The 26,269-nt window shown below is 61.7% G+C and carries 27 protein-coding genes; 7 read left to right on the forward strand and 20 right to left on the reverse strand.

Going from position 1 to position 26,269, the window contains the following annotated elements:
- The 3 genes from prs to pth form a co-directional block, all read left to right on the forward strand.
- Positions 1-567: ribose-phosphate diphosphokinase (gene prs, locus IV091_RS16930; protein WP_293470431.1), on the forward strand; the 567-nt coding region annotated here is incomplete at its 5' end.
- Positions 568-672: 105 nt separating this feature from the next.
- The gene (locus IV091_RS16935; protein ID WP_293470432.1) at positions 673-1,320 is read left to right on the forward strand and encodes a 50S ribosomal protein L25/general stress protein Ctc; all 648 of its coding nucleotides are present in this window, start codon (positions 673-675) and stop codon (positions 1,318-1,320) included.
- A 171-nt stretch (positions 1,321-1,491) separates the two neighbouring features.
- Positions 1,492-2,136 (forward strand): aminoacyl-tRNA hydrolase, encoded by a 645-nt coding sequence (gene pth / locus IV091_RS16940; RefSeq protein ID WP_293470433.1) that lies wholly within the window; start codon positions 1,492-1,494, stop codon positions 2,134-2,136.
- Between the two features lie 96 nt (positions 2,137-2,232).
- On the opposite strand, the gene IV091_RS16945 is transcribed toward pth, so the two are convergent.
- The 5 genes from IV091_RS16945 to IV091_RS16965 form a co-directional block, all read right to left on the reverse strand.
- Positions 2,233-2,499, reverse strand: a complete 267-nt coding sequence (locus IV091_RS16945) for a YfhL family 4Fe-4S dicluster ferredoxin (RefSeq protein WP_293470434.1) — start codon at positions 2,497-2,499, stop codon at positions 2,233-2,235.
- 18 nt (positions 2,500-2,517) lie between these two features.
- A complete protein-coding gene (gene coaD / locus IV091_RS16950; protein WP_293470435.1) occupies positions 2,518-3,033 on the reverse strand; it encodes a pantetheine-phosphate adenylyltransferase in 516 nt (171 codons plus the stop codon).
- Between the two features lie 91 nt (positions 3,034-3,124).
- Entirely contained in the window at positions 3,125-3,763 is a 639-nt protein-coding gene (gene rsmD, locus IV091_RS16955; RefSeq protein ID WP_293470485.1) for a 16S rRNA (guanine(966)-N(2))-methyltransferase RsmD, read from the reverse strand.
- Positions 3,764-3,810: 47 nt separating this feature from the next.
- Complete coding sequence (locus IV091_RS16960) at positions 3,811-5,166, reverse strand: pitrilysin family protein (RefSeq protein ID WP_293470436.1); 1,356 nt, start codon at positions 5,164-5,166, stop codon at positions 3,811-3,813.
- A gap of 32 nt (positions 5,167-5,198) precedes the next feature.
- On the reverse strand, positions 5,199-6,689 hold the full coding sequence (locus IV091_RS16965; RefSeq protein WP_293470437.1) for a pitrilysin family protein: 1,491 nt from the start codon (positions 6,687-6,689) through the stop codon (positions 5,199-5,201).
- A gap of 28 nt (positions 6,690-6,717) precedes the next feature.
- Between IV091_RS16965 and ftsY the strand changes: the two genes are divergently transcribed.
- Together ftsY and IV091_RS16975 are read left to right on the forward strand one after the other, a co-directional pair.
- Complete coding sequence (gene ftsY, locus IV091_RS16970; RefSeq protein ID WP_293470438.1) at positions 6,718-7,884, forward strand: signal recognition particle-docking protein FtsY; 1,167 nt, start codon at positions 6,718-6,720, stop codon at positions 7,882-7,884.
- A 64-nt stretch (positions 7,885-7,948) separates the two neighbouring features.
- Positions 7,949-8,263: a hypothetical protein gene (locus tag IV091_RS16975; protein WP_293470439.1), complete on the forward strand. Its 315-nt coding sequence runs from the start codon at positions 7,949-7,951 to the stop codon at positions 8,261-8,263.
- A gap of 19 nt (positions 8,264-8,282) precedes the next feature.
- Here the strand turns inward: IV091_RS16975 and ftsH are convergent, their stop codons facing one another.
- From ftsH to IV091_RS16995, 4 genes are read right to left on the reverse strand one after another with little or no spacing between them, the layout of a single operon-like run.
- A complete protein-coding gene (gene ftsH / locus IV091_RS16980; protein ID WP_293470440.1) occupies positions 8,283-10,127 on the reverse strand; it encodes an ATP-dependent zinc metalloprotease FtsH in 1,845 nt (614 codons plus the stop codon).
- The gene (locus IV091_RS16985; protein WP_293470441.1) at positions 10,124-12,832 is read right to left on the reverse strand and encodes a bifunctional acetate--CoA ligase family protein/GNAT family N-acetyltransferase; all 2,709 of its coding nucleotides are present in this window, start codon (positions 12,830-12,832) and stop codon (positions 10,124-10,126) included. Before IV091_RS16985 ends, ftsH begins: the two co-directional genes overlap by 4 nt.
- Positions 12,833-12,862: 30 nt before the next feature.
- The gene (locus IV091_RS16990; protein ID WP_293470442.1) at positions 12,863-13,642 is read right to left on the reverse strand and encodes a slipin family protein; all 780 of its coding nucleotides are present in this window, start codon (positions 13,640-13,642) and stop codon (positions 12,863-12,865) included.
- Positions 13,639-15,111: a nodulation protein NfeD gene (locus tag IV091_RS16995; protein WP_293470443.1), complete on the reverse strand. Its 1,473-nt coding sequence runs from the start codon at positions 15,109-15,111 to the stop codon at positions 13,639-13,641. Before IV091_RS16995 ends, IV091_RS16990 begins: the two co-directional genes overlap by 4 nt.
- A 379-nt stretch (positions 15,112-15,490) precedes the next feature.
- On the opposite strand from IV091_RS16995, the gene rpoH reads away from it, so the two are divergent.
- Positions 15,491-16,459 carry an RNA polymerase sigma factor RpoH gene (gene rpoH, locus IV091_RS17000; protein ID WP_293470444.1) on the forward strand — a complete coding sequence of 323 codons (969 nt, stop codon included), beginning with the start codon at positions 15,491-15,493 and terminating at the stop codon, positions 16,457-16,459.
- 163 nt (positions 16,460-16,622) lie between these two features.
- Here rpoH and IV091_RS17005 read toward each other — a convergent pair whose 3' ends face one another.
- The 5 genes from IV091_RS17005 to IV091_RS17025 all read right to left on the reverse strand — a co-directional run bounded on the left by IV091_RS17005 (position 16,623) and on the right by IV091_RS17025 (position 20,884).
- Positions 16,623-17,201 carry an SCO family protein gene (locus IV091_RS17005; protein WP_293470487.1) on the reverse strand — a complete coding sequence of 193 codons (579 nt, stop codon included), beginning with the start codon at positions 17,199-17,201 and terminating at the stop codon, positions 16,623-16,625.
- A 47-nt stretch (positions 17,202-17,248) separates the two neighbouring features.
- Positions 17,249-18,166, reverse strand: a complete 918-nt coding sequence (gene cyoE / locus IV091_RS17010; protein WP_293470445.1) for a heme o synthase — start codon at positions 18,164-18,166, stop codon at positions 17,249-17,251.
- 9 nt (positions 18,167-18,175) lie between these two features.
- On the reverse strand, positions 18,176-19,351 hold the full coding sequence (locus IV091_RS17015; protein WP_293470446.1) for a heme A synthase: 1,176 nt from the start codon (positions 19,349-19,351) through the stop codon (positions 18,176-18,178).
- 34 nt (positions 19,352-19,385) lie between these two features.
- Positions 19,386-20,018 (reverse strand): hypothetical protein, encoded by a 633-nt coding sequence (locus IV091_RS17020; RefSeq protein ID WP_293470447.1) that lies wholly within the window; start codon positions 20,016-20,018, stop codon positions 19,386-19,388.
- Between the two features lie 122 nt (positions 20,019-20,140).
- On the reverse strand, positions 20,141-20,884 hold the full coding sequence (locus IV091_RS17025) for an SURF1 family protein (protein ID WP_293470448.1): 744 nt from the start codon (positions 20,882-20,884) through the stop codon (positions 20,141-20,143).
- Positions 20,885-20,902: 18 nt separating this feature from the next.
- Between IV091_RS17025 and IV091_RS17030 the strand changes: the two genes are divergently transcribed.
- Positions 20,903-21,124: a twin transmembrane helix small protein gene (locus IV091_RS17030; protein WP_293470449.1), complete on the forward strand. Its 222-nt coding sequence runs from the start codon at positions 20,903-20,905 to the stop codon at positions 21,122-21,124.
- Between the two features lie 150 nt (positions 21,125-21,274).
- Here the strand turns inward: IV091_RS17030 and IV091_RS17035 are convergent, their stop codons facing one another.
- The 6 genes from IV091_RS17035 to coxB all read right to left on the reverse strand — a co-directional run bounded on the left by IV091_RS17035 (position 21,275) and on the right by coxB (position 26,158).
- The gene (locus tag IV091_RS17035) at positions 21,275-22,156 is read right to left on the reverse strand and encodes a cytochrome c oxidase subunit 3 (protein WP_293470450.1); all 882 of its coding nucleotides are present in this window, start codon (positions 22,154-22,156) and stop codon (positions 21,275-21,277) included.
- A 102-nt stretch (positions 22,157-22,258) separates the two neighbouring features.
- The gene (locus IV091_RS17040; RefSeq protein ID WP_293470451.1) at positions 22,259-22,465 is read right to left on the reverse strand and encodes a DUF2970 domain-containing protein; all 207 of its coding nucleotides are present in this window, start codon (positions 22,463-22,465) and stop codon (positions 22,259-22,261) included.
- A gap of 2 nt (positions 22,466-22,467) precedes the next feature.
- Positions 22,468-23,079, reverse strand: coding sequence for a cytochrome c oxidase assembly protein (locus IV091_RS17045; protein ID WP_293470452.1), 612 nt, complete (start codon positions 23,077-23,079; stop codon positions 22,468-22,470).
- A gap of 41 nt (positions 23,080-23,120) precedes the next feature.
- Positions 23,121-23,234 carry a cytochrome oxidase small assembly protein gene (locus tag IV091_RS17050; RefSeq protein ID WP_293470453.1) on the reverse strand — a complete coding sequence of 38 codons (114 nt, stop codon included), beginning with the start codon at positions 23,232-23,234 and terminating at the stop codon, positions 23,121-23,123.
- A 20-nt stretch (positions 23,235-23,254) separates the two neighbouring features.
- Complete coding sequence (gene ctaD / locus IV091_RS17055) at positions 23,255-24,889, reverse strand: cytochrome c oxidase subunit I (RefSeq protein WP_293470454.1); 1,635 nt, start codon at positions 24,887-24,889, stop codon at positions 23,255-23,257.
- 93 nt (positions 24,890-24,982) lie between these two features.
- Entirely contained in the window at positions 24,983-26,158 is a 1,176-nt protein-coding gene (coxB, locus tag IV091_RS17060; protein WP_293470489.1) for a cytochrome c oxidase subunit II, read from the reverse strand.
- Between the last annotated feature and the right edge of the window lie 111 nt (positions 26,159-26,269).

Here is a 26,269-nt window from a genome sequence, read left to right on the forward strand (position 1 = left end):
GACCAGATTCAGGGATTTTTTGACATCCCGGTGGACAACATTTACGCGTCGCCCGTGTTGCTGGGCGATTTGCGCCAGAAAAATTACACAGACCTGATGGTGGTCTCGCCCGACGTGGGCGGCGTGGTGCGCGCCCGCGCACTGGCCAAGCAACTCGGCTGCGACATGGCCATCATCGACAAGCGCCGGCCCAAGGCCAATGTGTCCGAAGTCATGCACGTGATCGGCGACATCGAGGGCCGCAACTGCGTCATCATGGATGACATGATCGACACGGCCGGCACGCTGGTCAAGGCCGCCGAGGTGCTGAAGGAGCGCGGCGCCAAAAAAGTCTACGCATACTGCACGCACCCGATTTTTTCGGGTCCTGCCATTGACCGCATTACCCAGGGTGACGCGCTCGACGAAGTGGTGATCACCAACACCATCCCGCTGAGCCAGAGCGCGAAGGCCTGCAAAAAGATTCGCCAGCTCTCCGTGGCACCGCTGATCGCTGAAACCATACAGCGCATTGCCAAGGGAGAGTCGGTCATGAGTTTGTTCTCGGATCAGGACAATCTGTTCTGATTTGAAGCAGCAAGGTGGCTGCCCGGCTCGCAGAATCTGCAGAGCTTGAGCAGCCTTTTTTTGTCGGGGTAAGCTGGTCGCGGCACGCCCCTTTTGGAGAAGATTATGAAATTCGTCGCTTTTGAGCGCGCCATGCAGGGTACGGGTGCGAGCCGCCGTCTCCGCATCACGGGCCGCACGCCCGGTATTGTTTACGGTGGCACCGGTGAAACCACGCTGATCGAGATCGATCACAACGCGTTGTGGCACGCCATCAAGAAGGAAGCCTTCCACGCCTCCATCCTCGAGATGGACCTGGGCGGCACGGCACACAAGGTTCTGCTGCGTGACCTGCAGATGCACCCCTTCAAGCAACAGATTCTGCACATCGACTTCCAGCGCGTCGAAGCCCGCACGCGCATGACCGTGAAAGTGCCACTGCACTACAGCGGTGAAGAAGAGTCGCCAGCGATCAAGACCGACAACTGCCTGGTCAACCACGTGGTGTCCGAGCTGACCGTGTCCTGCTTCCCTGCAGACATCCCTGAATTCATCGCCGTTGACTTGAGCGGCCTGAAAAAAGGCAGCCCACTGAACGTCAAGGACATCACGCTGCCAAAAGGCGTGAAGTTCGTGGCCAAGGGCCAGGTCAACCCCGTGCTGGTGTCTGTGACGCCAATCGCCGTGGAAGTTGAAGTCGCACCCGTGGTCGATGCCAAAGACGCCAAAGGCAAAGGCGGCAAACCAGCAGCCAAGCCTGCTGCCAAGAAGTAATTCGCAGCGCGCTGCATTGGCCTGAAAAGGCCAATCAAGCCCAGGCGGCCCCTGCCCTCTCTTGAGGACAGGGGTCTTTTTTATGGGCGCCCCGTTCTGCTACGCTCACCGCTACGGGTTCAGGCTTCACCACACCGGCAAGCCGCCCTCCCGCCCTCCTCTTCTCATCACATGATCAAATTGTTTGTTGGCCTGGGCAACCCCGGCGCCGAATACGAAGCCACACGCCACAATGCCGGTTTCTGGTGGATTGACGCGCTCTCTCAGGAACTGAAGGTGCCGCTGAGTCTGGACAAGAATTACTACGGCCAGGTCGGCCGCACCACCCTGAACGGACAAACCGTGTGGCTGCTCAAACCCCTGACCTTCATGAACCTGTCGGGAAAATCGGTGGCCGCGCTGGCGCGTTTTTTCAAGATTGCGCCCGGGGAGATTCTGGTGGCGCACGATGAACTCGACATCGTGCCAGGCCAGGCCAAGCTCAAGCTGGGCGGCAGCCATGCGGGCCACAACGGCTTGCGTGACATTCATGCCCAACTGGGTACGGCGGACTACTGGCGGCTGCGCATCGGCGTAGGGCACCCTGGCGTGAAGTCAGAAGTGATCAACTGGGTGCTCAAAAAGCCATCGGCCGAACACCGCACCGCCATTGAAGACTGTATCGCGCGCAGCATCAAGGCGGCGCCTGAGCTGCTCCAGGGCGAGATGGAGAAAGCCACGATGCTGATTCACACCAGCCAGCCACCGCGACCCAAGCCGCCACGGCCTGCGGCTCCGGTGCCCACAGCACCGGCGGCAGGATCGCAGCCCGACTGAGATTTACTTTTTTTGATAGCTACTTGTCCTCGTAGCTATTGGGCTACAGGACAATTTGGCTAATAGTTTTCGGCCTAAAGCAGTTCTCCAGCCTCGCTAGCGAGGCAGCACCGGCACAACAGCCTGCAGGCGATGGTACTTCTCCCAGAGCGTTTCCCGGGTTTCAACATGCTGCGGGTTTACCGGAATGCAGGCAACCGGGCAGACTTGCACGCACTGGGGTTCGTCAAAGTGGCCGACGCACTCGGTGCACTTGTTCGGGTCGATTTCGTAGATTTCCTTGCCGAGGTAAATCGCCTCGTTGGGGCATTCGGGTTCGCACACATCGCAGTTGATGCATTCGTCTGTGATCAGTAAAGCCATGGCGTGTTCCTTGTCCTCTCAAGCCTGCAATCGGGGCCGGTGCGCCGCTTCCAGTGCGCCAGCCACGGCCGGGCTGACCATCTGGCCGACGTCGCCGCCCAGCTTGCTGATCTCGCGCACCAGCGTGCTGCTGATGCACTGCAGGGGCGCGTCGGGCAGCAGAAACACCGTCTCCACCTGCGGGCGCAGCTTGCGGTTCATGGCGGCCATCTGGGCTTCGTAGTCAAAGTCGGTCAGGTTGCGGATACCGCGCACCACCGCGCAGGCCGACTGCGCCGCGCAAAAATCCATGATCAGGCCGTCAAACGACAACACCGTCACGCCCGCTATGTTTTCAGTCGCCGCACGCACCTGCTCCACGCGCTCGTCCAGTGAAAACAGGGTTTTCTTGTGGTGGGCCACCGCTACCGCGATCACGAGTTGGTCAAACAGCCCGGCGGCGCGGCGCACCACGTCGTCGTGGCCCCGGGTGAACGGATCAAACGTGCCCGAATAAACAGCAATGCGGGGAAATGGCGGCGGCGTGATGGGCATGGCGGAATTATGCGCCGGGATGCCCGTCTGCCGCCTAGGCGCAGGCCATGAACCCACGCGCCCGGCAAGGCCGCAGGCCAGGCCCCAGCGATCAGGCCGTCAGCCCGTCCTGCGGCACATCCTGAACCTGCAGTGCGTCAACCTTGGTCAGCAGATGAAAATGCACCGCGCCAGCCTTGCCGCTGCGGTGCACTTGCAGCCCCAGCGGCGCCAACTCCTCATCAAGCCAGGCCCGGGGGGCTTCCAGATAGACCAGCCCCTTGGGCGCAATCGCCTGCGCAGCGGCCTTGAGTGCGGCCTCAAACTGGATGGAGTCAAACGGCGGGTCGAGAAACACGAGCTGCATGCTGCCGGCTGGCAGCCGCCGCAGCAGACTCAAGCCGTCACCGCGCTCAACCCTGACGCTGTCGGCTTTCAGCCGCGCCTGCACGGACTTGAGTTGCAGCACCAGCGCAGGGTCCTGCTCGCACAGCAACACCTCGGCGGCGCCGCGCGAAGCCGCTTCAAACCCCAGCACACCGGTGCCGGCAAACACATCGGCGCAGCGCCAGCCGCTCAGGTCCTGGCCCAGCCAGTTGAACAGGGTTTCCCGCACACGGTCAGGCGTGGGACGCAGGCCGGGCCTGTTGGGCACGGACAGCTTGGTGCGCCGGTACTGTCCGCCAATGATGCGGATCTCACCAGGCGGCTTGAGGTGCGCCGTTCCCTTGGGCTTCACGGTGGGTTTCATCAAGGGCTTGACGGCAGGCTCGGCCTGGATTTTGAGGGGGGTGTATTTCATAGCGAAGATCCAAGAATCACGGTGACCATTTTTTCGGGTTGTAGTTTGCGCGCAAAAGCGGCCTTGATGTCGTCGGCTGTCACCTTCTCCACTTGCTGGGTCCAGGTGTCGAGGTAGTCGAGCGGCAAATTATTCCATGCTATGCCGGCAATGTTGCCCAGCAGCTTGCCATTACTGTCAATGCGCAGGGCAAATCCGCCCATCAGGTTGTCCTTGGCGGCCTGCAGTTCAGCTGCGGTCGGCCCGTTGGCCACAAAGTCGCCCACCACCTGGCGCACCAGCGCTACCGCCTGCGCGGCCTGGTCGGGCCGGGTTTGCAGGCCGACCGTGAAGCTGCCGGCATGCAGGCCGGGCGAGAAATGGCTGGAGACGCCGTAGGTTAAACCGCGCTTTTCACGCACTTCCTGGGTCAGCCGCGACACAAAGCCGCCGCCGCCCAGGATGTAATTGCCGACGGTCAAGGCGAAATAATCGGGGTCGGCGCGCTTGAAGCCGGGCTGGCCCATCAGCACATGCGCCTGGGCGGAATCGAACGGGATGCGCTTTTCCTCGGCTTGCGTGAGCGGCGCGACTTCGGCTACCTGCGGCAGCGGCGGCAAACTGGCGCAAGGCACTTGCGGCAGGCGTGACAGCAAGCGCGCGGCCAGTGCATCGGCCTGCGCCCTGGTCACGGCGCCCACCATGCTGATGCGCGCGCGGCAGGCCACGACGCCGGCGGCATGCGCGGCCCGCAGGTCGGTGGTGCTGATGCGCGCCAGCGTCGCCTCGCTCACCTCCTGGCCATAGGGGTGCGTGCCGTACACAGCCTGGCCATAGGCCCGGCCAATCACGCTGGCGGGACGGGTGTAGGACTCCTTGAGCGCGGCCTGCATGCGCTGGCGTTCGCGCTGCCAGACGGATTCGGGAAAGGACGGCTCGGCCAACTCGCGTGCGGCAAGCGCCACCGCCTGGTCCAGCAAGTCAGGCTCGGTCAGGGAGCGCAGTGAAAAACTCAGCCGGTCGACGCTGGCACCGGCACCAAACTGGGCGCCCAAATCGGCCCAGGCTTCGCTGAGCGCATTTTCATCCAGCGTTGGCGAGCCATTTTTGGCCTGCACGCCCTTGTCCAGCATGGCCGCCATGATGCTGGCCAGACCGGCTTGCGCGGGCGGGTCACGCCGGCTGCCGGCGTCAAAGTCGATCTGCACGTCCAGCATGGCCACCGCCGGACTCTCGACCAGGTAGACCTGGGCGCCGCTGGGCTGGGTCCAGTGCTGGATCGGAATCGCCGCCCATGCTGGAATATGACAAAAAAGGCCTGAAGCCAACGTCGTTATTACGCGGATAGCTATTTTTTTAGTAGCAATGATCATGAAGACCCAAATCGTTCGGTTCGGAGCCGGGCTCAATGCCGGGGCGCAACAGTGGACGGGCGCGGCTTGCGCTGGGGGCCCATCGCCTGCGGCAGCAAGGTGGCGGTCGTCAGCTGGTCATCACCAAAATATTTGGCGGCCACCGCCTGCACCTCGGCAGCGGTGATGCTGCGCAGCTGGGCGATCAGGCGCGCACTGGCGTCCAGCGGCAGGCCCTGCACCCAGTTGGAGCCCAGCTCCTGCGCCTGGCTGAACACCGAGTCTAGCTTGTAGGTTTCGCTGGCCACCCACTGGGTTTTGACGCGATTGAGCTCTGATGCGCTGACGCCGTCCCTGGCCACCAGCGCCACCTGCTGGCGCAGTGCCTGGGCCACCTGCTGCACGGTTTTGCCTTCGGCGGGCACGCCGCTGAGCCTGAACAGCTGCGGCCCGCGGCCCAGCATGCCATTGGAGGCGCCTGCGCTGTCGGCAATGCGGCCTTGCTGGCCCTTCCCCTGGACCAGCGCGCGCTCCAGCCGGGCGCCGTTGTAGCCGTCAAGCACAGCGGCCAGTACCGTCAGGGCCAGCGCATCGCGGCTGGCTGGCGCGGTGGCTGATGCGGCCATGGCGGCATCCGCCAGGTCGGCGGCTTCGAGCTTGGGCACCTTGAAGGCCAGCGTCACATAGGCCTGGCTGGCAGGGGCCTTGAGTTCCAGGCGCCGCATGCCGGCCTGCGCGGGCTCGCTGCGCGGCTTGCGCACCGGCACCGGGCGCGCGGCAATCGCGCCGTAGTATTTTTCAGCCAGCACCCGGACCCGGGCCACGTCCACATCCCCCGCTACCACCAGTGCCGCATTGGCGGGCACATACCAGCGCTGATGGAAGTCGCGCACATCGCCGGGTGTCATGGCGTCCAGGTCGCTCATCCAGCCCACGATGGGGCGCCGGTAGGGCGCGGCCAGAAAGGTCAGCGCCGTGGACTGCTCGGACAGCATGGCGCGCGGCGCGTCTTCGGTGCGCAGGCGGCGCTCCTCCTTGACCACCTCGATCTCGCGCTTGAATTCCTCGTCAGGCCACCGGTTGTTGGCAAAGCGGTCGGCCTCCAGGCGCATCACGGTTTCGAGCTGGCCGGCAGGGATTTGCTGGTAGTAGCCGGTGTTGTCGCGGCTGGTAAAGGCGTTTTCGCGCCCGCCGAGCGCCGCCACCTGCCTGGAAAAATCGCCCGGCTTCACCGTCGGCGTACCCTTGAACATCATGTGCTCCAGCACATGCGCCACGCCCGAGGTGCCATCCACCTCGTCCATGGAGCCGACACGCACCCACAGCATGTGGGCCACGGTGGGCGCACGGTGATCGGGCTTGACAATGACCGTCAGCCCGTTGGCCAGCGTGAACTGGTCCACCGGCGCGGCAGGCTGTGCAACGGCTGCAGTGCCGAGGGCGGCGAGCAGCGCCACCGGAAAAAGCGAAGCTGAAAACCGGGCGGTCAGGCCCTTGGAAAAGGTTACCGAAGGCTTCAAATGGACGGGTCTGGCTTGTTTCATAGAATAGTGGACTCTACAAGCATAATTAATGTTCAGTTTTTTCAAGAAAAAATCCGGCTCTGCCCCGCCACCGGTGCCTTGCGCACCGCCTGCAACCCCTGCCGTACAGGCGCCCGGCGAGGCGTCCGCGCCGGCGGCAGCCCCTGTGCATGGCCCCGCAGCACCAACTGGCCCAGCCCGCGGCACGGGCGGCGGGATGATCGGCAGTGCGCTGGTCACGCCCATTTCCATCCCCGACGCGCTGGCAGCGGCTGCATCGCCAGACCGCCAGCGCTGGCTCGGCAAGCTGCAGGCGGGCCTGCGCAATACCGGCAGCAGCATTTCCACCGTGTTCACCGGCAGCCGCATTGACGATGCCCTGTACGAGGACCTGGAAACCGCCCTGCTGATGGCCGATACAGGCGTGAAGGCCACCGAGCACCTGCTGGCCGATGTCAAGCGCCGCGTCCAGGCGGGCGGTATGACGCACCCGGTGGCGGTCAAGAATGCGCTGGTCGAGGCCATTGCCCAGCTGCTCAAGCCGCTTGAAAAGCCCCTGGTGATTGGGCAGTACCAGCCCACGGTGATCATGGTCACGGGCGTCAACGGCGCGGGCAAAACCACCTCGATTGGCAAGCTCACGCGCCATCTGGCCAACGAAGGCGCTTCTGTGCTGCTGGCGGCCGCCGACACCTTTCGCGCCGCAGCGCGCGAGCAGCTCAGTGTCTGGGCCGACCGCAACACAGTCGAGATTGTCAGCCAGGCCGGCGGCGACCCCGCAGCCGTGAGCTTTGATGCCGTGACTGCAGGCAAGGCGCGCGGCAAGGACGTGGTGCTGGTCGATACCGCCGGCCGCCTGCCAACGCAGCTGCACCTGATGGAAGAGCTGCGCAAGATCAAGCGCGTGGTGCAAAAGGCCGACGCCACCGCGCCGCACGAAATTTTGCTCGTGATTGACGGCAACACCGGCCAGAACGCGCTGGCCCAGGTCAAGGCCTTTGACGACACGCTGCAACTGACGGGCCTGATCGTGACCAAGCTCGACGGCACGGCCAAGGGTGGCGTACTGGCAGCCATTGCCTTGTGGGCGCGCGAGCGGGCGCTGGCTTCGCCTGACCTGCGCCCGGTGCCGGTCTACTTTATCGGTGTAGGCGAAAAGCTCGAAGACCTGGAAACCTTCAACGCGCGCGAGTTTGCCCAGGCACTGCTGGCCTGAATGCCGCGCCGGCATTGAAAACCGCCCCCTTGCCTCCATTTGACAGCTTTGAAGGATTGCCTACGTGCCTAGCTTTGTCAGTCAAGTTCTTGGTCTTACGCTGAAAATCGTTCTGGGCCTGTTCGCCGCTTTGTTTGCGGTCAGCCTGCTGGTGGCGGGCCTGATTGTTTTCGTGGTGCTTCTGCTCAAATCCCTGATTACGGGCCGCAGACCTGCGGCATCCATGGCGTTTGGCCGCTTCCAGCAGTTTTCATCCCAAAAGGGCTGGTCGGGCCGTGGCGCCCGCGAAGGCGAGTCCGCGTCCAAATCCAGACCCGGCGCCGGCGATATTGTGGACGTCGAAGTACGGGAAATTCGGGAAGAGCGGCGCCTGCCTTGAGTTCCACGGCCAGGACGGCTCAGGCGCCGGGCACCGCATAGCCTTTCAGGGTCTCACGCAAGCGCTGCAAATCCGGCTCAGTGAGCGTTTCTTTCTGAAGCAGTTCGGCTGCAGCCGCGTCCAGCACCTGGCGCCGCGCGGTCAGCATCGCCACCGTTCGCGCAAAGGCTTCACGCACGATGCTGCGCACTGCCGCATCAATCTGGCGCGCGGTTTCCTCGCTGAAGTTGCGCTCCTTAAGGCTTAGCCCGGTTTCGCCCAGAAAAGACGAGCGCTCTTCCTCGTACACCACATGGCCCAGCTTTTCGTCCATGCCATAGCGCATGACGATGGCCCGCGCAATGGAAGTCACTTTTTGCAGGTCATCTGCCGCGCCGGTGGACACTTCCCCAAACACGATGTGTTCGGCGGCACGACCGCCCAGCAGCACCTGCATCTTGTTTTCCAGTTCCTGGCGCGTCATCAGGAAACGGTCCTCGGTGGGACGCTGGATGGTGTAGCCCAGCGCGCCAACGCCGCGCGGGATGATGGAGACCTTATGCACCACGTCCACCCCGGGCAAGGACAGCGCCACCAGCGCGTGGCCCATTTCATGGTGGGCCACCACGCGCCGCTCATGCGGGTTGAGCAGGCGGTTCCTCTTTTCGAGGCCCGCCACAATGCGCTCGACCGCCACCGTGAAGTCGTCCAGCGTCACCGCCTCGGCGCGCCGGCGTGTCGCGGCCAGCGCCGCCTCGTTGCACAGGTTGGCCAGGTCGGCGCCTGAAAATCCCGGGGTCAGTTCGGCCACCTGTTCCAGCGCCACGCCCGGCGCGAGCTTGATCTTGCGCGTATGGACCTTGAGGATGGCGATTCGCCCGATGCGGTCGGGCCGGTCCACCAGCACCTGCCGGTCAAACCGGCCGGCGCGCAGCAAGGCTGCGTCCAGCACCTCGGGCCGGTTGGTGGCGGCCAGCAGCACCAGGCCCGAGCTGGAGTCAAAGCCATCCATTTCCGCCAGCAACTGGTTCAGCGTCTGCTCCTTTTCGTCGTTGCCGCCAATGCCCGGCGCGCCCCGCGCACGGCCGAGCGAGTCGAGTTCATCAATGAAAATGATGGCCGGCGCCTGCTGGCGCGCCTGCTCGAACAAGTCGCGCACCCGGGCGGCGCCCACGCCGACGAACATCTCGACGAACTGCGAGCCCGAAATGGAGAAAAACGGCACGCCCGCCTCGCCCGCCACCGCGCGCGCCAACATGGTCTTGCCGGTACCGGGCGGGCCCACCAGCAAGATACCGCGCGGCATGCGCCCGCCCAGGCGGCCATATCCCTGCGGGTCTTTCAGAAAACCGATGACTTCCTGCAACTCAGCCTTGGCTTCGTCCACGCCGGCCACGTCGTCAAAGCTGACCTTGGTGTCGGTCTCGACGTAAATCTTGGCCTTGCTCTTGCCGATCGACAGGAAGCCGCCGCCCAAACCCTGCTTTTCGCCAAATTTGCGCATCGCAAACAGCCAGATGCCCACAAATACCAGCGTCGGCAGCACCCAGGACAGGATGTCGCGCATCAAGGTGCTCTCGATCACGCCGTTGAACTTGACGTCGTACTGGGCCAGGTCCCTGGCAAGCTCAGGCGCCACCCGTGTCGTGATGAAGGTCTTCTTGCCGTCCGGCAACCCTTGCTTGAGCGTGCCGGTGATGTAGCGATCGGTGATCGAAATGTCCGCGACCTGGCCGTCTTTCAGCAAGGACTGGAACTGGCTATAGGGAATGGGTTCAACCGCCCGCCACTGCAGGTACAGCCCGTGCAGAAACTGGAGGGCGATCAGCGCCAAAAGAACGTACCAGACGCTGAACTGCGCGCGCTTTTGCGTAGGGCCTTTCATGGCGTGCGCGCGCAGGGAAGCGCAGCCCGCTGCTGCAAATCCAGTGACAGCGACATGGCCTCGCCACTGGCCGCCAGCGTGACAGCAAACCCGAGGCTGAGCGCCAATGCCGCCATGGCCTCGTTCTGGCGCAGGCACTCTCCCACGAGCTGGCCGGTACCCCGGCCTTTCAGGTAGCGAATCAGCTTGGCCAGCAGCGCCCGCCCCAGCCCCATGCCCTTCAGGTCAGAGCGCACCATGATCGCGAACTCGGCGCGCAGGTTGTCGGGGTCGGTGCTTGCCCGTACTTCGCCCAGCATGCGGTCGGCGCCCACCGCGTCTGGCGCAACCGCGATGAATGTCATGTCGCGCGCATAGTCGATCTGGCTGAAGCGGGCGAGTTCAGAATGCGCAAATTCGCGCCTGGCCATGAAAAAGCGCATGCGCAGGTCATCGGGTTCGGCCTCCATGAAAAACGCACGCAGACAAGGCTCATCCTCGGGCCGGATCGGTCGCACCAGCGCGCTGCGCCCGCTGAACTCGACCTGTTCTTCAAGCTCAGCCGGATAGGGCCGGATGGCCAGTCGCTGCGCACCGGCGCTGCGCGCGTGCACCACCTTCACGCGGGCATCCAGCGCAATCACGCCCTGGTCGTCCGCCAGCAGCGGGTTGATGTCGAGTTCGGCCACCTCCGGGAAGTCGCAAATCAGTTGCGAGACCTTCAGCAGGGTCGACTCAAGCGCCTCGTGATCGATGGCCGCGCGGTCGCGGTAGCCGGCAAGCAGCCGGGATACGCGGGTGTGCGCCACCAGATCGCGCGCCAGCGCCAGGTTCAGCGGCGGCAAGGCCACGGCGCGGTCGCCAATCACCTCGACCGCAACGCCGCCCTGGCCGAACAGGATCACCGGCCCGAAGATCGGGTCGGTCGCGGCGCCGACGATCAACTCGTGCGCATGCGGCCTGCGTACCATCGCCTGGACCGTAAAACCCGCCAGCGCGGCATCGGGACGCAGTTCTGCGACCCGCCTCAGCATGCCTTGGGCGGCCTGCGCCACTTCCTGCCGGCTCTCCAGTTTCAGCGCCACGCCGCCCACGTCGGACTTGTGCGAAATATCGGGCGAGAGGATTTTGAGCACGACAGGAAAGCCGATCTCCGTGGACGCGCTCTCGGCTTGCGCGGCATCCGCCACGACGCGGGTCTCGACCACCGGAATGGCATAGGCCGCCAGCAAGGCTTTGGCCTCGGGCTCGCTCAGCAGCGTGCGGCCATCGGCCAGCACCCCGTCAATCAGCCGCCGCGCCGCCGCCAGGTCAGGGGCGAAGCCCTGCGGCAGCGAAGGCGGCGTCTGCATCAACAGGGACTGGTTGCGGTGAAAGCCCGCGAGTTGAAGAAACCCGCCTATAGCCTGCTCCGGGGAGTCATACGAGGGAATGCCGGCCTGGGCAAAGACGCTGCGCGCCTGCTGGACCGCTCCGCCGCCCAGCCAGCAACCCAGCACGGGCCGGGTGGCCTGTTGCATCAGCGGCACGCAGGCATTGGCGATTTGCACGCTCGGCACGATGGCCGTCGGGGCATGCATGAACAAGACCGCGTCGGCATTCGGGTCGGCGAGCAGGATCTGCAGCGTGCGGACATAGCGCTCAACGGGCGCGTCGCCGATGATGTCCACCGGGTTGCCCTGGGACCAGGTGGGCGGCAGGAATTCCTGGAGTTGGCGCATCGATTCGCCGGACAACCCGGCCAGCGTGCCGCCGCCCAGCGCCAGCGCGTCGGCCGCCAGCACGGCTGCGCCTCCGCCGTTGGTCATGATGGCCAGCCGCTCCCCCTTGAAGGGCCGCGCGCGGGCCAGGGTTTCTGCCGCCGCGAACAAATCGGTCAAGGTCGCCACGCGCAGCATGCCGGCCCGCCGCACGGCGGCGTCAAATACGGCGTCTGACCCCGCGAGCGCGCCGGTGTGCGATGCCGCCGCCTTGGCACCCTCGGGTGCGCGCCCGGCCTTGACCAGCAACACCGGTTTGTTGCGCGCCGCAGCACGCGCGGCCGACATGAATTTACGCGCTGACTGGATCGACTCCATGTACATCAGGATGGCGCGCGTGCCCGGGTCGCTGCCGAGGTAATCGAGTACGTCGCCGAAGTCCACATCGGCGCTGTCGCCGAGTGAAATAAAGTGCGAAAACCCGATCTGGTGCGACTTGGCCCAATCCAGCAGCGCCGTCGTCAGGGCGCCGGACTGGGAAACAAACGCCAGCCGTCCGGAAAGCGCCGAAGTGTGGGCGAAACTGGCGTTGAGCCCTATTCCCGGCACCAGCAAGCCGACGCAGTTCGGCCCCAGAATGCGCAGCAGGTGCGGCTTTGCGGCATCCAGCATGGCCTGCTGCAGGCTGGTCTCGTCGGGCGCATGGGCAGCCGAAAGTCCGGCGCTGATGACGATGGCGGCGCGGGTGCCGCAGCGGCCGAGTTCGGCCATGATGCCCGGAACCGTAGGCGCCGGCGTGCAGATCACGGCCAGGTCCGGCGGCTGCGGCAGGCTGGCCACGTCACGAAAAGCCGGCTGGCCGGCTACTTTCAGGTGCTTTGGATTGACCGGCCAGACAGGTCCGGCAAAGCCGCCTTCGAGCAGGTTGCGCATCACGGTCGCGCCAATGCTTTGCGGCCGGTCAGAAGCGCCAATGACGGCCACCGACCTGGGGCGAAACAGGTGTTCAAGGTTGCGCACACTCATGACGGTATTTCTGACGGAAAAAGTGCGGTGTCAGTGGCGCTCATCGGCAGGCCGGGTTTTTTCCAGCAGCCTGCCCAGCAAATCCATAGGCAAGGGAAATACGATCGTCGAGGCGCGGTCGCCGGCCACCTGCGTCATGGTCTGCAGGTAGCGCAGCTGCATGGCTTCGGGCTGCTGCGCCAGCATTTGCGCGGCCTCCAGCAAGGCCACGGCAGCCTGCTTTTCGCCCTCGGCATGAATCACCTTGGCGCGGCGTTCGCGCTCGGCTTCAGCCTGGCGCGCAATGGCCCGCACCATCGACTCGTTCAGGTCAATGTGCTTGATCTCCACATTGGTGACCTTGATGCCCCAAGCGTCCGTCTGGGCGTCAAGAATCTGCTGCACGTCCAGGTTCAGCCGCTCGCGCTCGGCCAGCATCTCGTCCAGTTCATGCTTGCCGAGCACCACGCGCAAGGTGGTCTGAGCGATCTGGCTGGTCGCCGTCAGGTAGTCCTCGACCTGGATGATCGCCTTCTGCGGATCGACCACGCGAAAGAACACCACGGCATTGACCTTGACCGAGACGTTGTCGCGCGAGATCACGTCCTGCGGCTCGACATCCATCGTCACGATGCGCAGGTCCACGCGCACCATCTGCTGGATGCCGGGAATCACAAGCACCAGCCCCGGGCCCTTGACTCGCCAGAACCGGCCAAGCTGGAACACCACGCCGCGCTGGTACTCACGCAGCACGCGCAGCGAGCTGAAGGCGAGGATCAGCAGCAGTGGCAGCAACACGCCGCCGAGACCGAGGTTGAAGTCGAAAATCATGATGAAGTTCCTTTCGGGATTGGATCGCTACCGGAGTCTTCGGGGCACACGTCCAGCGTCAGGCCGCTCAGCGCCACCACGCGCACCCGCTGCCCCGGCGTCAGGGCACCGGGGCAGCGCACCTTCCAGCGTTCGCCATGAACCAGGGCCCAGGCAACACCGTTGTCCACCGCCAGTACTTCGCCCACCGCGCCCAGCATTTCCTCCGGTCCGCTGACCACGGGGCGGCGACGCGCCCGCAGCGCCATACCGCCGCCGAGCAAAACGACAGCAGCGGAGCTGGCTGCCAGGCCAAAAACCAGTGCCAGCGGAACGCCAAAGCCGGGAATGTCGCGATCAAACAGCAGCAAGCCACCTGCGATGAAGGCGATCACGCCACCGACGCCGAGCACGCCAAAGGCGGGCGTCAGGATTTCTGCAGCGAGCAGCGCCATGCCGAGCAGGATCAGCGCCAGCCCCGCATAGTTGACCGGCAGCATCTGCAGCGCAAAAAGCGCCAGCAGCAAGCAAATGGCGCCGGTCACCCCCGCCACGCCAAAGCCTGGCGATGAAAACTCGAACAACAGGCCGTAGATGCCGATCATCATCAGAATCAATGCAAAGCTCGGGTTGGCAATGACTGACAGCAGCTGCTGGCGCCAGTCGGGCAGCACGGTCTCCACAGCCAGGCCGCGCGTGGCCAGCGTCACATCGGCGCCCAGCACCCGCACCGTGCGGCCGTCGATCTGCGCCAGCAAGTCGGGCACATCGGCGGCAAGCACGTCAATCACCTTGTCCCGCAGCGCTTCGCTGGCCGTCAGACTGACCGCCTCCCGCACGGCGCGCTCGGCCCATTCGGCATTGCGCCCGCGCTGCTGCGCCAAGCCGCGAATAAAGGCGGCCGCATCGTGCACTTGCTTGGCGGTCAGTGCGTCGGCCGGTGCCATGGGCGGTGCATCCCGCGTGGGCTCACCCCCACTGGCGCCGGGCCTGCCACTTTTTTCATCCGTTGACGGCTTGCGCTCGACGCCCGGCAGGCCAACAGCGACCGGCGTGGCGGCGCCCAGCGTGGTGGCTGGCGCCATGGCGGCGATGTGCGCGGCATACAAGATATAAGTACCCGCACTGGCGGCACGCGCGCCTTCGGGGCTGACGTACACGGCGACCGGCACCGAAGATGCGAGGATCGCCTGGATGATCTGCCGCATGGACGTATCCAGTCCACCCGGCGTGTCCAGCCTGATCACCACCAGTGGGGCATGTGCGTCCTTGGCCCTGGCAATTCCGCGGATCAGGTAATCCGCGCTGGCGGGGCCTATCGCGCCGTGCACTTCCAGCAAAAGAACCGGCGCTGCGCGGGCTGCGAATGCGCTCAAGCCAAGCAAGGCCGCAACGACCAGTGCGCGAAACCACGCAGCACCCGCCGCAACTAGCACCGACGCCCCGCGCGCGGCGCAAGGCCTGCTAATCAACTGCAGCGCAGTGAACATGGCTTGTCTTTCTGTCCGTGACTGTATTTTTGCGTCGATCCAGAAGCAGTAAAAGCGATTGGATTCGGCCTGGATGCCTTGTTGCCATGGTCATGGCAAAAACGGATTCGCGGTTGACGGGGATCAACCCCGGTGTAGATGTACAGGCCCGGACGCAGCAGGCGTCAACGCACCGGCACACAGGGGGTGTTGGCCGCCGCGCCCTCTGCTGCTTTTCCTACAGGCGCTTGTAGAACTAAAGTGCAAGATCAGACTCTAATTTGTTGAATTACAGGGTGGGTCTTGATTAGCCTGCCCCTATCAAAGCAATTGAACCTATTGATTAGCACTCACTCCAACAGAGTGCTAATATTTCAGATTAGAGAAAAGGAGTTCTGATATGTCACACGCGCTTTCCCGTCAGGCCCTGAACGCTGTCATGGCGGCACCTGCCATAGCCAACCATGCTGTCGCCCCGGCCAATCCATGGTCCATGGTCCCTCCCTTGGGCGATCTGGACGCTTACATTTCAGCCGTCAACCGTCTGCCGATGCTCACGCTGGAGCAGGAGCAGGAGTTTTCCAAAAAACTGAAAGAAAACAACGATCTTGATTCTGCCGGCAAGCTGATCCTTTCCCACTTGCGTCTGGTGGTGTCCATTTCCCGGAAATACCTGGGCTACGGCTTGCCGCATGGTGACCTGATTCAGGAAGGCAACATTGGCCTGATGAAAGCGGTCAAACGGTTTGATCCCGACCAGAACGTGCGCCTGGTGAGCTATGCCATGCACTGGATCAAGGCAGAAATTCACGAGTACATCCTGAAAAACTGGCGCATGGTCAAGGTCGCGACGACCAAGTCCCAGCGCAAACTGTTTTTCAATCTGCGCTCCATGAAACAGGGTTTCAAGGATGACGCCGATGTCGCCACGCACCGAGACACGCTGACCGAGGGCCAGATCGAGTCGATGGCGAAAACGCTGAACGTCAAGCGCGAGGAAGTCGTCGAGATGGAGCAACGCATGTCAGGTGGCGACGTGCTGCTGGATCCAAGCCCGAGTGATGATGGCGAGGATGCCTTTGGCCCCATTGCCTACCTGGCAGACGCCTCACAGGAACCTACGGCACTGATGGAGTCGCGCCAGCGTGACAACCTGGCCAGCGGCGGTATCAGCACCGCACTGGAAGAACTGGACGCCCGTTCGCGCCGTATCGTGGAAGAGCGCTGGCTGAACGTCAATGATGACGGTTCAGGCGGCATGACGCTGCACGACCTGGCCGCCGAATACAAGGTCAGCGCCGAGCGCATTCGCCAGATTGAAGTTGCTGCCATGAAAAAGATGAAGAAGACACTGGCAAGCTACGCTTGACGAGAGGCGAAAAAGAACAGCTATCAAGGACAGTCAGACCCGCGCAGTCTCCCCCTTGTCATCGTATATGTCTATACGCGGCACAAAAAGCCTGCACCATCCAAGGTGCAGGCTTTTTTTACAGCCTGTCGCCTGCCTGCGTGCGGCCCGCAGGCGGCAACGATCAGGAATTCTTCAGCAGCAGGCGAATGTCGGACGCAAGGGCTTCAGCACCGCTGCCGTAACGGTTGTAAAGCCGAATGCGGCCCTTTGCATCAAAAATGTAGCTCCCTGCCGAATGGTCCATGGTGTAGCTGGTGGGGGTTTTTCCATCCACTTTCTTGTAATAAATCTTGAAGTCCTTGGCGACTTGGGGCAGCTGCTCCAGCGTGGGCCTGAGCGCCAAAAAAGAGGGGTCAAAGTTGCCCATATACGCTTTGAGCAGTTCTGATGTGTCCCGCTCAGGATCCACTGTGACGAAAATCGCCTGCAGTTTGTCGCCATCGGGGCCCAGAAGCTTTTTGACCTGCCCGAGCTCGGTCAAAGAGGTGGGGCAGACATCAGGGCACTGGGTGAACCCGAAAAAAACCACCACGATCTTGCCGGAAAAGTCCTTGAGCGTGCGCACCCGACCGTCTTGATCGGCGAGGGAAAAGCCCTGGGCGTAGTCGGCCCCCGTCAGGTCAATGCTCTTGAACTGCGGCTTGTCCGCAGAGCAGGCAGTTAAAAGACCGGCGGTTGTTGCAAGCGCCACAACGCCCATCAGCGAGTTGACAACGCGTCGGCGGCTGGGCAGCATCAAAGAGCTTTTCATACGAGGTAGTGGTCCAGCAGCAGGGCTGCAAACAAAACTGAAAGATGGATCAGGGAAAAACGGAAGGTCTTGCGGGCCAGTTCATCGGAGTAGTTGCGCCACAGGCGCCAGGCGTACCAGCAAAACCCGAGGCTGAGCACCACGGCGGCGACCAGATAAAGCCAGCCACTCATCTTGAAGACAAAAGGCATCAGACAAGCAGCGAACAGCACCAGGGTGTACAAAAACACCTGCAAGCGGGTGAATTCATTGCCGTGCGTGACCGGCAGCATGGGCAGTCCGGCCTTGCGGTAGTCCTCTACGCGGTACAGCGCCAGCGCCCAGAAGTGCGGCGGTGTCCAGAGGAAAATGATGAGGAACAAAATCAGGGCTTCGGGGCTGACCGAGCCCGTCATCGCAGCCCAGCCCAGCACGGGCGGCATGGCGCCAGAGGCACCGCCAATCACGATATTCTGGGGCGTGAGCGGCTTGAGAATCACGGTGTAGACCACCGCGTAACCCACAAAAGTGGCGAAGGTCAGCCACATGGTGAGCGGGTTGACCCAAATATACAAAATGGCTGAGCCCAGCGCGCAAAGGCCTGCCGAGAACGCCAGGGTCAGCGGATTGCTGAGCTCACCCTTGGCGGTGGGCCGCCAGGCGGTGCGCCGCATCTTGGCGTCGATCTGCTGCTCTACCAGGCAATTGAACGCTGCGGCAGCGCCCGCTACCAGCCAGATGCCTGCGCACGCGATCAGTGCCAGCCTCACCTCGGACCAGGTCGGGATGCCGGGCACGGCCAGCACCATGCCGATCAGCGCACAGAAAACGATGAGCTGGATCACGCGCGGCTTGGTCAGGGCGTGAAACTGGCTGACCCTGGACGGAACGCGGGTCGGGGATGCTGAAGCAGCGGGCGGGTTGCTGGGGTTCATGGAAAATCGCTAAGCCTTCAATTTTGATGCGGGCGCCGTCTCAAGGCTACTGCTTCCTGAAAAAATCACACCTGTGAGCACCACCACCAGCGCGGCAGCGCCGCCCGTGTGCGCCACGGCGGCCACCAACGGCCAGCCCAGCACCACATTGCTCAAGCCGGTCGCGGCCTGCAGCAAGGTCAAACCCGCCAGCCAGCGGCCCTGCAGGCGGAACGCCGGCGCACGGTGCAGATGAATGGCCAGCGCCAACAGGACGACAAACACCAGGTAGGCGGCCAGACGGTGCACATAATGAATGGCGGTGAGTGCCTGGAAACTGATGTTGGCGCCATCGTGGCTTGCGCCGAGTTCGCGCCAGACGGTAAAGCCCTGCCGGAAGTCCATGTCCGGCCAGAACGAATTCTGGCAGGCAGGAAAGTCGGTGCAGGCAAGCACGGCATAGTTGGTACTGACCCAGCCGCCCAGCGCGATCTGCAGCCACAGCAAGGCAAACGCCGCCATCACGAAGATTCGGGTTCTTGGGCTCAAGGTGATCCGCGCGGCCGCAGAATTTTCTGACAGTTGCCCATAGCGAACGGACTGTGCCTGCAGCAGGGCTAGCAAAATCAAGCCTCCCAGCAAGTGCAGGGTGACAATCGCAGGAAACAGCTTCATGGTGACCGTCAGCGCGCCAAATGCGCCCTGCAGGCAAACCCAAAGCAGCGTCACGGTAGGCCACCAGGGCGATATCTGTGCGCCACGCTTTTCGCTTTTTGCAGTGCGCCGTTCATCGCGAAAAGCGATCCATGTGCTCAAGGTCAACACCAGTATGAGCACGCCAACCCCCGTGGCCAGGTAGCGATGGATCATCTCTATCCAGGCTTTGGAGTGGGTGACAGGGCCTGTGGGCATGGCGCTTTGCGCGGCGTCAATATGCAACTGTGCGCCTACCGGGCTGGCGCTGCCGTAGCAGCCTGGCCAGTCGGGGCACCCCAGGCCAGAGTCGGTCAGGCGGGTAAAGGCGCCAAAGATCACGAGGTCAAAGGTCAGGAACAGGGTCACCAGCGTCAGCACACGCAGTCGCTGCGCCAGCGGCGCATCCTTGTTGCGCACCCAGACCCACGCAAGCGGCCCAAGGGCCACGACAAGGCCCATGAACATCAGGCGCAGGGCCGGACTCAGGTCGTAAAGAGCAGGTGTAGACATGGTCAAAAAAATCAACAAGGCAGGCAACTGACCGCTAGCGTCCTTCGTTGTCCCAGCTGTTGGAGGCGCGCAGCAGGCGCTCCAGGTCGCGCTTGGCTTTAGCCGCTGCGGGCGCATCCATATTGGCCGGAAAACGCATCATCAAGTTGCCCAGCGGATCAACCAGGTAGAGGTGGTCTTGCAAACGCTGGCCCGGTGCCGGCACCAGCCATTGCGCGAGCCCGGCAGGTGCTACGCGCAGCACTTCCGAGGCCGCCAGCGCAGGCAGCAAGGCGTCCTTGACAGCCGCTTCATCATCGACCAGCCAGACCCGGTCCAGACGCTCCTTTTCCCGGCCCAGCGACTCACGCAACTGCCGCTGAAGGTACAGGTTGCGCTCGCAGCCCGCGTCGCAGGCACCGCCGGCCACGCTGATCAACAGCCATTGGCCCTTTAAAGCAGTCATTTGACCCGCTGAACCATCCAGCTTCTGGGTGGCCAGAGCAGGCAGTGGGCGCTGCGGGTTGATCAGCTCGCCAAAGTTGTGGCGCCCCTCCGGCCGGATCACGTAGTAGGTGAAGTAGGACGCGATTACCGGGCTGGCGCAAACCAGCAGCACGGCCAGCATTTTCCAGCGGCCTGCTGCTGTGCTGGGTGCTGTGGGGGTCGGCTGGTCAAGCATGGGCATGGCATGTACCGTCAGGCCCAGCGGATGATCCTGCGCTGCCGGGCTGGCGGAACTGCCAGAGGATGAGGAAGGTGTTTGAGAGTTATTTGTCACAGCAGTCATTCGCGGCTTTTGAAAAACAGTTAGCGAGGTAAAGGGAAACGTAGCTTGGTGCGCAACGGCAGTATCAATTGAAACCAGGTAAACAAAATCAGCACCAGGCCGCACAACCCGAACCACTGGAAGGCATAGCCGTAGTGCTTGTCGACGCCCAGATTGGGCGCAGCCCACTCGCGCAGCAAGCCTTCACTCGCTGCATCCAGCTGCAGCAATGAAACATCCAGCAGCGGCAGGCCGGTTTGCGCACTAAAAGCAGCAATGTCAAGATTTTGCCGGATACGGCCACTCTCGACACCCTTGAACGCATAGAGCTTGGAAGGCGGGGGGGCAATACGCCCCCGAATGGTCACTGGCGCCGATGGCGTTGCAATCGGAGCCAGGCGGGTGCGATCCGTAAAGTCACGCGGCACCCAGCCCCGCTGCACCAAAATAACCTGCTCACTGCCATCCAGCGCCAGCGGCGTGACCACAAAAAATCCTGTTTTCCCGCCCATGGGCCGGTTGTCCAGATACACCGTGTGTTCTGCGCGCCAAGTCCCTTTCAGGATGGCTTGCCGGTGAAGGACATTGACCGGATTTTTTTCGGCAGTCAATCCGCGGTTATCGAGCAGCGGAAGATTATCCCGGGCTCCAATGGCCGACTGAAGTGCCTCTTTTTGTGCCGCCCTTCGCAACTGCCACTGGCCCAGTGAAAACGTCGACCCCGCCACCACCAGGGCAGCCAGCGTTATCAGCCAGAATCTGGGTGTGCGCAAACGCAATGTCATGAGAAGATAATCTCGTTCATGACTTATTTCGTTGCACTGGCATTCATCGCCATCGTTGTCAGCCTGGCTTTCGCACTCTTTTTCATGATGAGGGCTGGCACCGACGGCAAACGCAAAGCCAGCAACATGGCGCGCGCCTTGGCATTTCGTGTCGGGCTCTCCGTATTGCTGTTTCTATGCATTCTGATCGCCTGGAAACTGGGATACATACAACCCACCGGTATTCCAGCAGGCAAATAAAAAAAGCGGTAACTCAAGAAAAAAGCCGCACTATGCGGCTTTTTTTGATGACTGCGGCCAGATGTAGCGCGCGTGGGGGCGGCTTGCATCACCCCCGCCAGGGCGATGGTCTGCGTTGCAGCCTGGGGCTGACTGATGGCCTGACCAATATCAGAGCCAGTAAACCAGAATGTAAAGACCCAGCCACACCACGTCCACAAAGTGCCAGTACCAGGCGGCGCCTTCAAAGCCGAAATGCTTCTCAGGCGTGAAATGTCCTTTTTGCAAACGCAGCGTAATAAACAGCAGCATCAGCATGCCTACGAACACGTGAAAACCATGGAAGCCGGTCAGCATGTAAAAAGTAGAGCCATACACGCCGGATGTGAGCTTGAGGTTGAGGTCTGAGTAGGCGTGCATGTATTCATAACCCTGCACAAACAAAAAGACAATACCGAGCAGCACGGTGATCCACATGAATGCAATGGTGCGGCCACGATGGTTTTCGATCAGTGCATGGTGGGCAATGGTCAAGGTCACGCCAGAGCTCAGCAGCAATGCCGTGTTGATGGTCGGCAACCAGAACGGCCCCATGGTGGTGAAGGGCTCAATGATGTCAGCGGGTGATCCGGTCACACCAACAGCACGACTGGGCCAGACGGCCTTGAAGTCAGGCCAGAGCAGTGCGTTTTCAAGACTTCCCAGTTCGGGCACGGAATGCGCACGTGCCCACCAGAGCGCCGTGAAGAACGCACCAAAGAACATCACCTCGGAGAAAATAAACCAGCTCATGCTCCAGCGGAACGACAGGTCGATCTTGCGGCCGTAAAGCCCGCCTTCACTTTCAGCCACGGAATCACGGAACCACTGGAACAGGGTAAATAGCCACCACACCATGCCAAAGGCGACTGCCCATGCGCCCCAGCCCGCACCGTTGACCCACTGGGTCGCTCCCATAATGACGAAAAACAGCCCGATAGCGGCCATGACCGGATGCCGTGAGGGGCCGGGTACAAAATAATAGGGGGTTGTCCCGTGGGTTGCTGATGACATCGATCGACTCCTGTTTTCTCTCGGATTTTCAATAATTTATTAATGCAGGCCGTCATGCACGCAATGGCATTTTCGGCGCTTTGACTTGGGCCCCTTGGCCCTTCAGGTCGCCACCATCCAGTTCACCAGCAACACCAGGGTAGCTACAAATACAAAAACACCGACCAGCCCGACCACAATAATGTGGATAGGGCTCAAATTCTTGATGTCTTCTTCGTAGTCACCCCGCGCGCGCAGGCCCACAAACGACCAGGCGACTGCCTTGGTGGTTCGCCACAAAGATATTTTCTTGCGCGGGTTTTGAGCCATTTCTACACGCCCAGCGATTTGGCAGGAGACTCGGCATCCGAAGTAGCCTTGGCCGTGCCCGGCGCTGCTGGCGTCTTGCCACCCACTTCAAAAAAAGTGTAAGACAGCGTGATCGTGCTCACGTCCCTTGACAACTTGGGGTCAATGACAAACGCAACGGGCCACTGCTTTTTTTCGCCCGGCGCCAATGTGTACTGGTTAAAACAAAAGCACTCCAGCTTGTTAAAGTACGCCGCCGCTTGCGCGGGCGCATAACTGGGGATGGCTTGCGCAGACATGGTGCGGTTCTGCGTGTTCTGAAATTCGTACATGACCGTGGTCAATTCACCCGGATGCACTTCCAGCGTATTCTGGGCCGGCTTGAACTGCCAGGGGCCACGCGCGTTGGCGTCAAACTCCACTGTCACGGTGCGCGTGCGGTCAACTTGCGTGTTGGCGGGCAGATTCGGGGTCGCACCGGGAATCAGCCGATCCCCCAAGGCCAGTATGTTGATACCGGTTACCTCGCAAATAGCCTTGTAGATGGGAACAAGGGCATAGCCAAAGGCAAACATGCCAAGCACGATAACGCCCAGCTTGCCCACCATCTTGAAATTTTCACGCTTGACTTGCATCAGAGTTGTGCCGGTTTGAACAATTTAGCCTGTACGCCGGGTTAGCGGCCCAGGAAAATCATCTTGGCCATGAAACCGACGAAAAAGACCAGCGCAACCGATGCCAGTATCAGCGCCAGACGCAGGTTATTTTTTTTCATTTTCTCGGTCGTCATGGTGTGGGTCGCCCGGTTGCCTAGCCAATCACGCGGGTTGCGCTTGCATCCAGCTTGGGTGGCGTTTCAAAAGTGTGGAAAGGTGCTGGTGATGGAACTTCCCACTCCAGGCCCTCGGCGCCCTTGCCGCCTTCATCGACCCATGGGTTCGCCTTGGCCTTGACGCCTTTGCCGCGCATCGCAGGCAAGACAATGAACATAAAGAAATACACCTGCGCAAAACCGAAGAAGAACGCCCCCACGGAAGCGATTGCATTGAAGTCGGCAAACTGCATCGGGTAGTCGGCGTAGCGGCGCGGCATACCGGCCAGGCCCAGGAAGTGCATCGGGAAGAAAGTGATGTTGAAGGAAATCAGCGACCACCAGAAGTGGATCTTGCCGCGGGTTTCGCTGTACATCACGCCGGTCCACTTGGGCGCCCAGTAGTAAAAGCCGGCGAACATGGCAAACAGCGATCCGGCGACCAATACATAGTGGAAGTGGGCGACCACGTAGTAAGTGTCCTGCAGCTGAATGTCAATCGGCGCGACCGAAAGAATCACGCCAGAGAAGCCGCCCAGCGTGAACACGAAGATGAAGCCGACGGCGAACAACATGGGCGTTTCAAACGTCATGGAACCACGCCACATGGTCGCCACCCAGTTGAAAATCTTAACGCCGGTAGGCACGGCAATCAGCATGGTCGAGTACATGAAGAACAACTGACCGGTGACGGGCATTCCAGACGTAAACATGTGGTGCGCCCACACGACAAAGCTCAGGATGGCAATGGAGCCGGTGGCGTACACCATGGAGGCGTAGCCAAAAAGTCGCTTGCGTGAGAACGCGGGAATGATCTGGCTCACGATGCCGAAGGCCGGCAAGATCATGATGTACACCTCAGGGTGTCCAAAGAACCAGAAAATGTGCTGAAACATCACTGGGTCGCCGCCACCTGCGGGGTTGAAGAAGCTGGTCCCAAAATGGCGGTCGGTCAGCGTCATGGTGATGGCACCGGCCAGCACAGGCATCACAGCAATCAGCAGGTAAGCCGTGATCAGCCAGGTCCAGCAGAACATCGGCATTTTCATCAGCGTCATGCCTGGCGCGCGCATGTTCAGCACGGTCACGATGATATTGATCGAGCCCATGATGGACGAAGCACCCAGAATATGCAGGGCAAAAATGCCGGCGTCCATGCCGGGACCCATCTGCAGCGACAGCGGTGCATACATGGTCCAGCCGCCAGCGGGCGCGCCGCCGGGCAACAGGAACGACGTACCCAGCAACACGGCCGCTGGAATCATCAGCCAGAAGCTGAAGTTGTTCATGCGTGCAAAGGCCATGTCGGATGCGCCGATTTGCAGCGGGATCATCCAGTTTGCAAACCCCACGAAGGCCGGCATGATGGCGCCGAACACCATGATGAGACCGTGCATGGTGGTGAGCTGGTTGAACAGCTCGGGATTGACGAGCTGAAGGCCGGGCTGAAACAGTTCGACGCGCAGCAGCAACGCCAGCACGCCGCCAAACATCAGCATGAAAAAGCTGAACAGCAAATACAGCGTGCCAATATCTTTGTGGTTGGTGGCAAAAACCCACCGACGCCAGCCCGTTGGGGCATGGTGGTCGTGGTCATCATGCACGTGATCGTGAGGATCTAGAACTGCACTCATCTTGGCTTCCTTTGGTGGCTTGTGCCTGTAACTTTACTATTCCGGCTGAGGTCGGCATTGCCGACTCTCAATCAATCTGCAGCGTGCACTTGCTTATTTTCGCGCAGCCAGCACTTGGGCAGGCTGAACGATCTGACCCGTCTGGTTGGACCAGTTATTTTTGCTGTAAGTGATCACGGCAGCAATATCGGTGTCGCTCAAGGCCTTCCAGGACGGCATCGCCCCGGCAGCTGCACCGTTGAGCAGCACCAGCGTCTCCACACTGTGGTCGGCGTTCAGCACAATGGCTGAGCCGTCCAGTGGCTTGATGGGGCCTGCGCCCTTGCCAGTGGCCTGGTGGCAGGCCACGCAGTTGGCAGCGTAGACTTTTTCGCCGCGCGCCTTCAAATCAACCAATGTCCAGACTTTGGCCGGATCATCCGCCTTGGCAGCAGCCTCTTTGTTCTTGGCTGCCACCCATGCGGTGTAGTCTTCGGCGGAAAGCACCTTCACGTGAATCGGCATATAAGAATGCTCTTTTCCGCAAATTTTGGCGCACTGCCCATAAAAGTCGCCCACTTGTTCAGCGCGAAACCAGGTATCGCGCACAAAGCCGGGAATCGCATCCTGGTGGATGCCAAAGGCCGGCACCGCGAAGGAATGGATCACGTCATTGGCCGTCGTGATGATGCGGATCTTTTTATTGACAGGCACCACCAGCGGATTGTCGACCTTCAACAGATAGTCATCGATCGGAGCACCCGCCTTGGGACCGCCGGCGTCAGACAGGGCGCGGTGGCTGCTGTCCAGCGTGGACACGAAACCAATCCCCTCGCCCTCGCCCTTGAGATAGTCATAGCCCCATTTCCACTGGATGCCAGTGACCTTGATGGTGAGGTCTGAACTGGTGGTGTCCTTCATGGCGATCACCAGTTTTGTGGCGGGCAGCGCCATGCCGATGACGATCAGGAAAGGCACGATGGTCCAGGCGATTTCAACGGCCGTGGATTCATGAAAATTGGCGGCTTTGTGACCCACCGATTTGCGGTGCTTCAGGATGGAATAAAACATTATCCCGAACACGACCAGAAAGATCACGAGACAAATGGCCATCACGAACCAGTGCAGCCAGATCTGCTCGTCTGCGACTTTGGTCACAGCAGGATGCAGGTTGAGCTGGTTGACGGCCGGCCCACCAGGTAGGTCATTCACGGCGTAAGCGGCAGTGCTGACCCAAGCGGCCGCAGATACCACAATTGCGCCCGCATGCTGCATGCCAAGCCGTGTCATTTTGCTCAGGGGATTGCTTAAGTTCATCGTGATCACTTTTTCTGCTTCAATTACCGACCGAATTAACCGCTCATTATAAAGTTTGCGGCAGATCAACCTGCCGTTACTTTA

Source organism: Polaromonas sp., assembly GCF_018780625.1.
Classification (GTDB): domain Bacteria; phylum Pseudomonadota; class Gammaproteobacteria; order Burkholderiales; family Burkholderiaceae_C; genus Polaromonas.

Coding starts and splice junctions, on each gene's coding strand:
- IV091_RS16935 (WP_293470432.1), top strand. CDS start 673: ATGAAATTCGTCGCTTTTGAGCGCGCCATGCAGGGTACGGGTGCGAGC.
- pth (WP_293470433.1), top strand. CDS start 1,492: ATGATCAAATTGTTTGTTGGCCTGGGCAACCCCGGCGCCGAATACGAA.
- IV091_RS16945 (WP_293470434.1), bottom strand. CDS start 2,499: ATGGCTTTACTGATCACAGACGAATGCATCAACTGCGATGTGTGCGAA.
- coaD (WP_293470435.1), bottom strand. CDS start 3,033: ATGCCCATCACGCCGCCGCCATTTCCCCGCATTGCTGTTTATTCGGGC.
- rsmD (WP_293470485.1), bottom strand. CDS start 3,763: ATGAAACCCACCGTGAAGCCCAAGGGAACGGCGCACCTCAAGCCGCCT.
- IV091_RS16960 (WP_293470436.1), bottom strand. CDS start 5,166: ATGATCATTGCTACTAAAAAAATAGCTATCCGCGTAATAACGACGTTG.
- IV091_RS16965 (WP_293470437.1), bottom strand. CDS start 6,689: ATGAAACAAGCCAGACCCGTCCATTTGAAGCCTTCGGTAACCTTTTCC.
- ftsY (WP_293470438.1), top strand. CDS start 6,718: ATGTTCAGTTTTTTCAAGAAAAAATCCGGCTCTGCCCCGCCACCGGTG.
- ftsH (WP_293470440.1), bottom strand. CDS start 10,127: ATGAAAGGCCCTACGCAAAAGCGCGCGCAGTTCAGCGTCTGGTACGTT.
- IV091_RS16985 (WP_293470441.1), bottom strand. CDS start 12,832: ATGAGTGTGCGCAACCTTGAACACCTGTTTCGCCCCAGGTCGGTGGCC.
- IV091_RS16990 (WP_293470442.1), bottom strand. CDS start 13,642: ATGATTTTCGACTTCAACCTCGGTCTCGGCGGCGTGTTGCTGCCACTG.
- IV091_RS16995 (WP_293470443.1), bottom strand. CDS start 15,111: ATGTTCACTGCGCTGCAGTTGATTAGCAGGCCTTGCGCCGCGCGCGGG.
- rpoH (WP_293470444.1), top strand. CDS start 15,491: ATGTCACACGCGCTTTCCCGTCAGGCCCTGAACGCTGTCATGGCGGCA.
- IV091_RS17005 (WP_293470487.1), bottom strand. CDS start 17,201: ATGGGCGTTGTGGCGCTTGCAACAACCGCCGGTCTTTTAACTGCCTGC.
- cyoE (WP_293470445.1), bottom strand. CDS start 18,166: ATGAACCCCAGCAACCCGCCCGCTGCTTCAGCATCCCCGACCCGCGTT.
- IV091_RS17015 (WP_293470446.1), bottom strand. CDS start 19,351: ATGTCTACACCTGCTCTTTACGACCTGAGTCCGGCCCTGCGCCTGATG.
- IV091_RS17020 (WP_293470447.1), bottom strand. CDS start 20,018: ATGCCCATGCTTGACCAGCCGACCCCCACAGCACCCAGCACAGCAGCA.
- IV091_RS17025 (WP_293470448.1), bottom strand. CDS start 20,884: ATGACATTGCGTTTGCGCACACCCAGATTCTGGCTGATAACGCTGGCT.
- IV091_RS17030 (WP_293470449.1), top strand. CDS start 20,903: ATGACTTATTTCGTTGCACTGGCATTCATCGCCATCGTTGTCAGCCTG.
- IV091_RS17035 (WP_293470450.1), bottom strand. CDS start 22,156: ATGTCATCAGCAACCCACGGGACAACCCCCTATTATTTTGTACCCGGC.
- IV091_RS17040 (WP_293470451.1), bottom strand. CDS start 22,465: ATGGCTCAAAACCCGCGCAAGAAAATATCTTTGTGGCGAACCACCAAG.
- IV091_RS17045 (WP_293470452.1), bottom strand. CDS start 23,079: ATGCAAGTCAAGCGTGAAAATTTCAAGATGGTGGGCAAGCTGGGCGTT.
- IV091_RS17050 (WP_293470453.1), bottom strand. CDS start 23,234: ATGACGACCGAGAAAATGAAAAAAAATAACCTGCGTCTGGCGCTGATA.
- ctaD (WP_293470454.1), bottom strand. CDS start 24,889: ATGAGTGCAGTTCTAGATCCTCACGATCACGTGCATGATGACCACGAC.
- coxB (WP_293470489.1), bottom strand. CDS start 26,158: ATGACACGGCTTGGCATGCAGCATGCGGGCGCAATTGTGGTATCTGCG.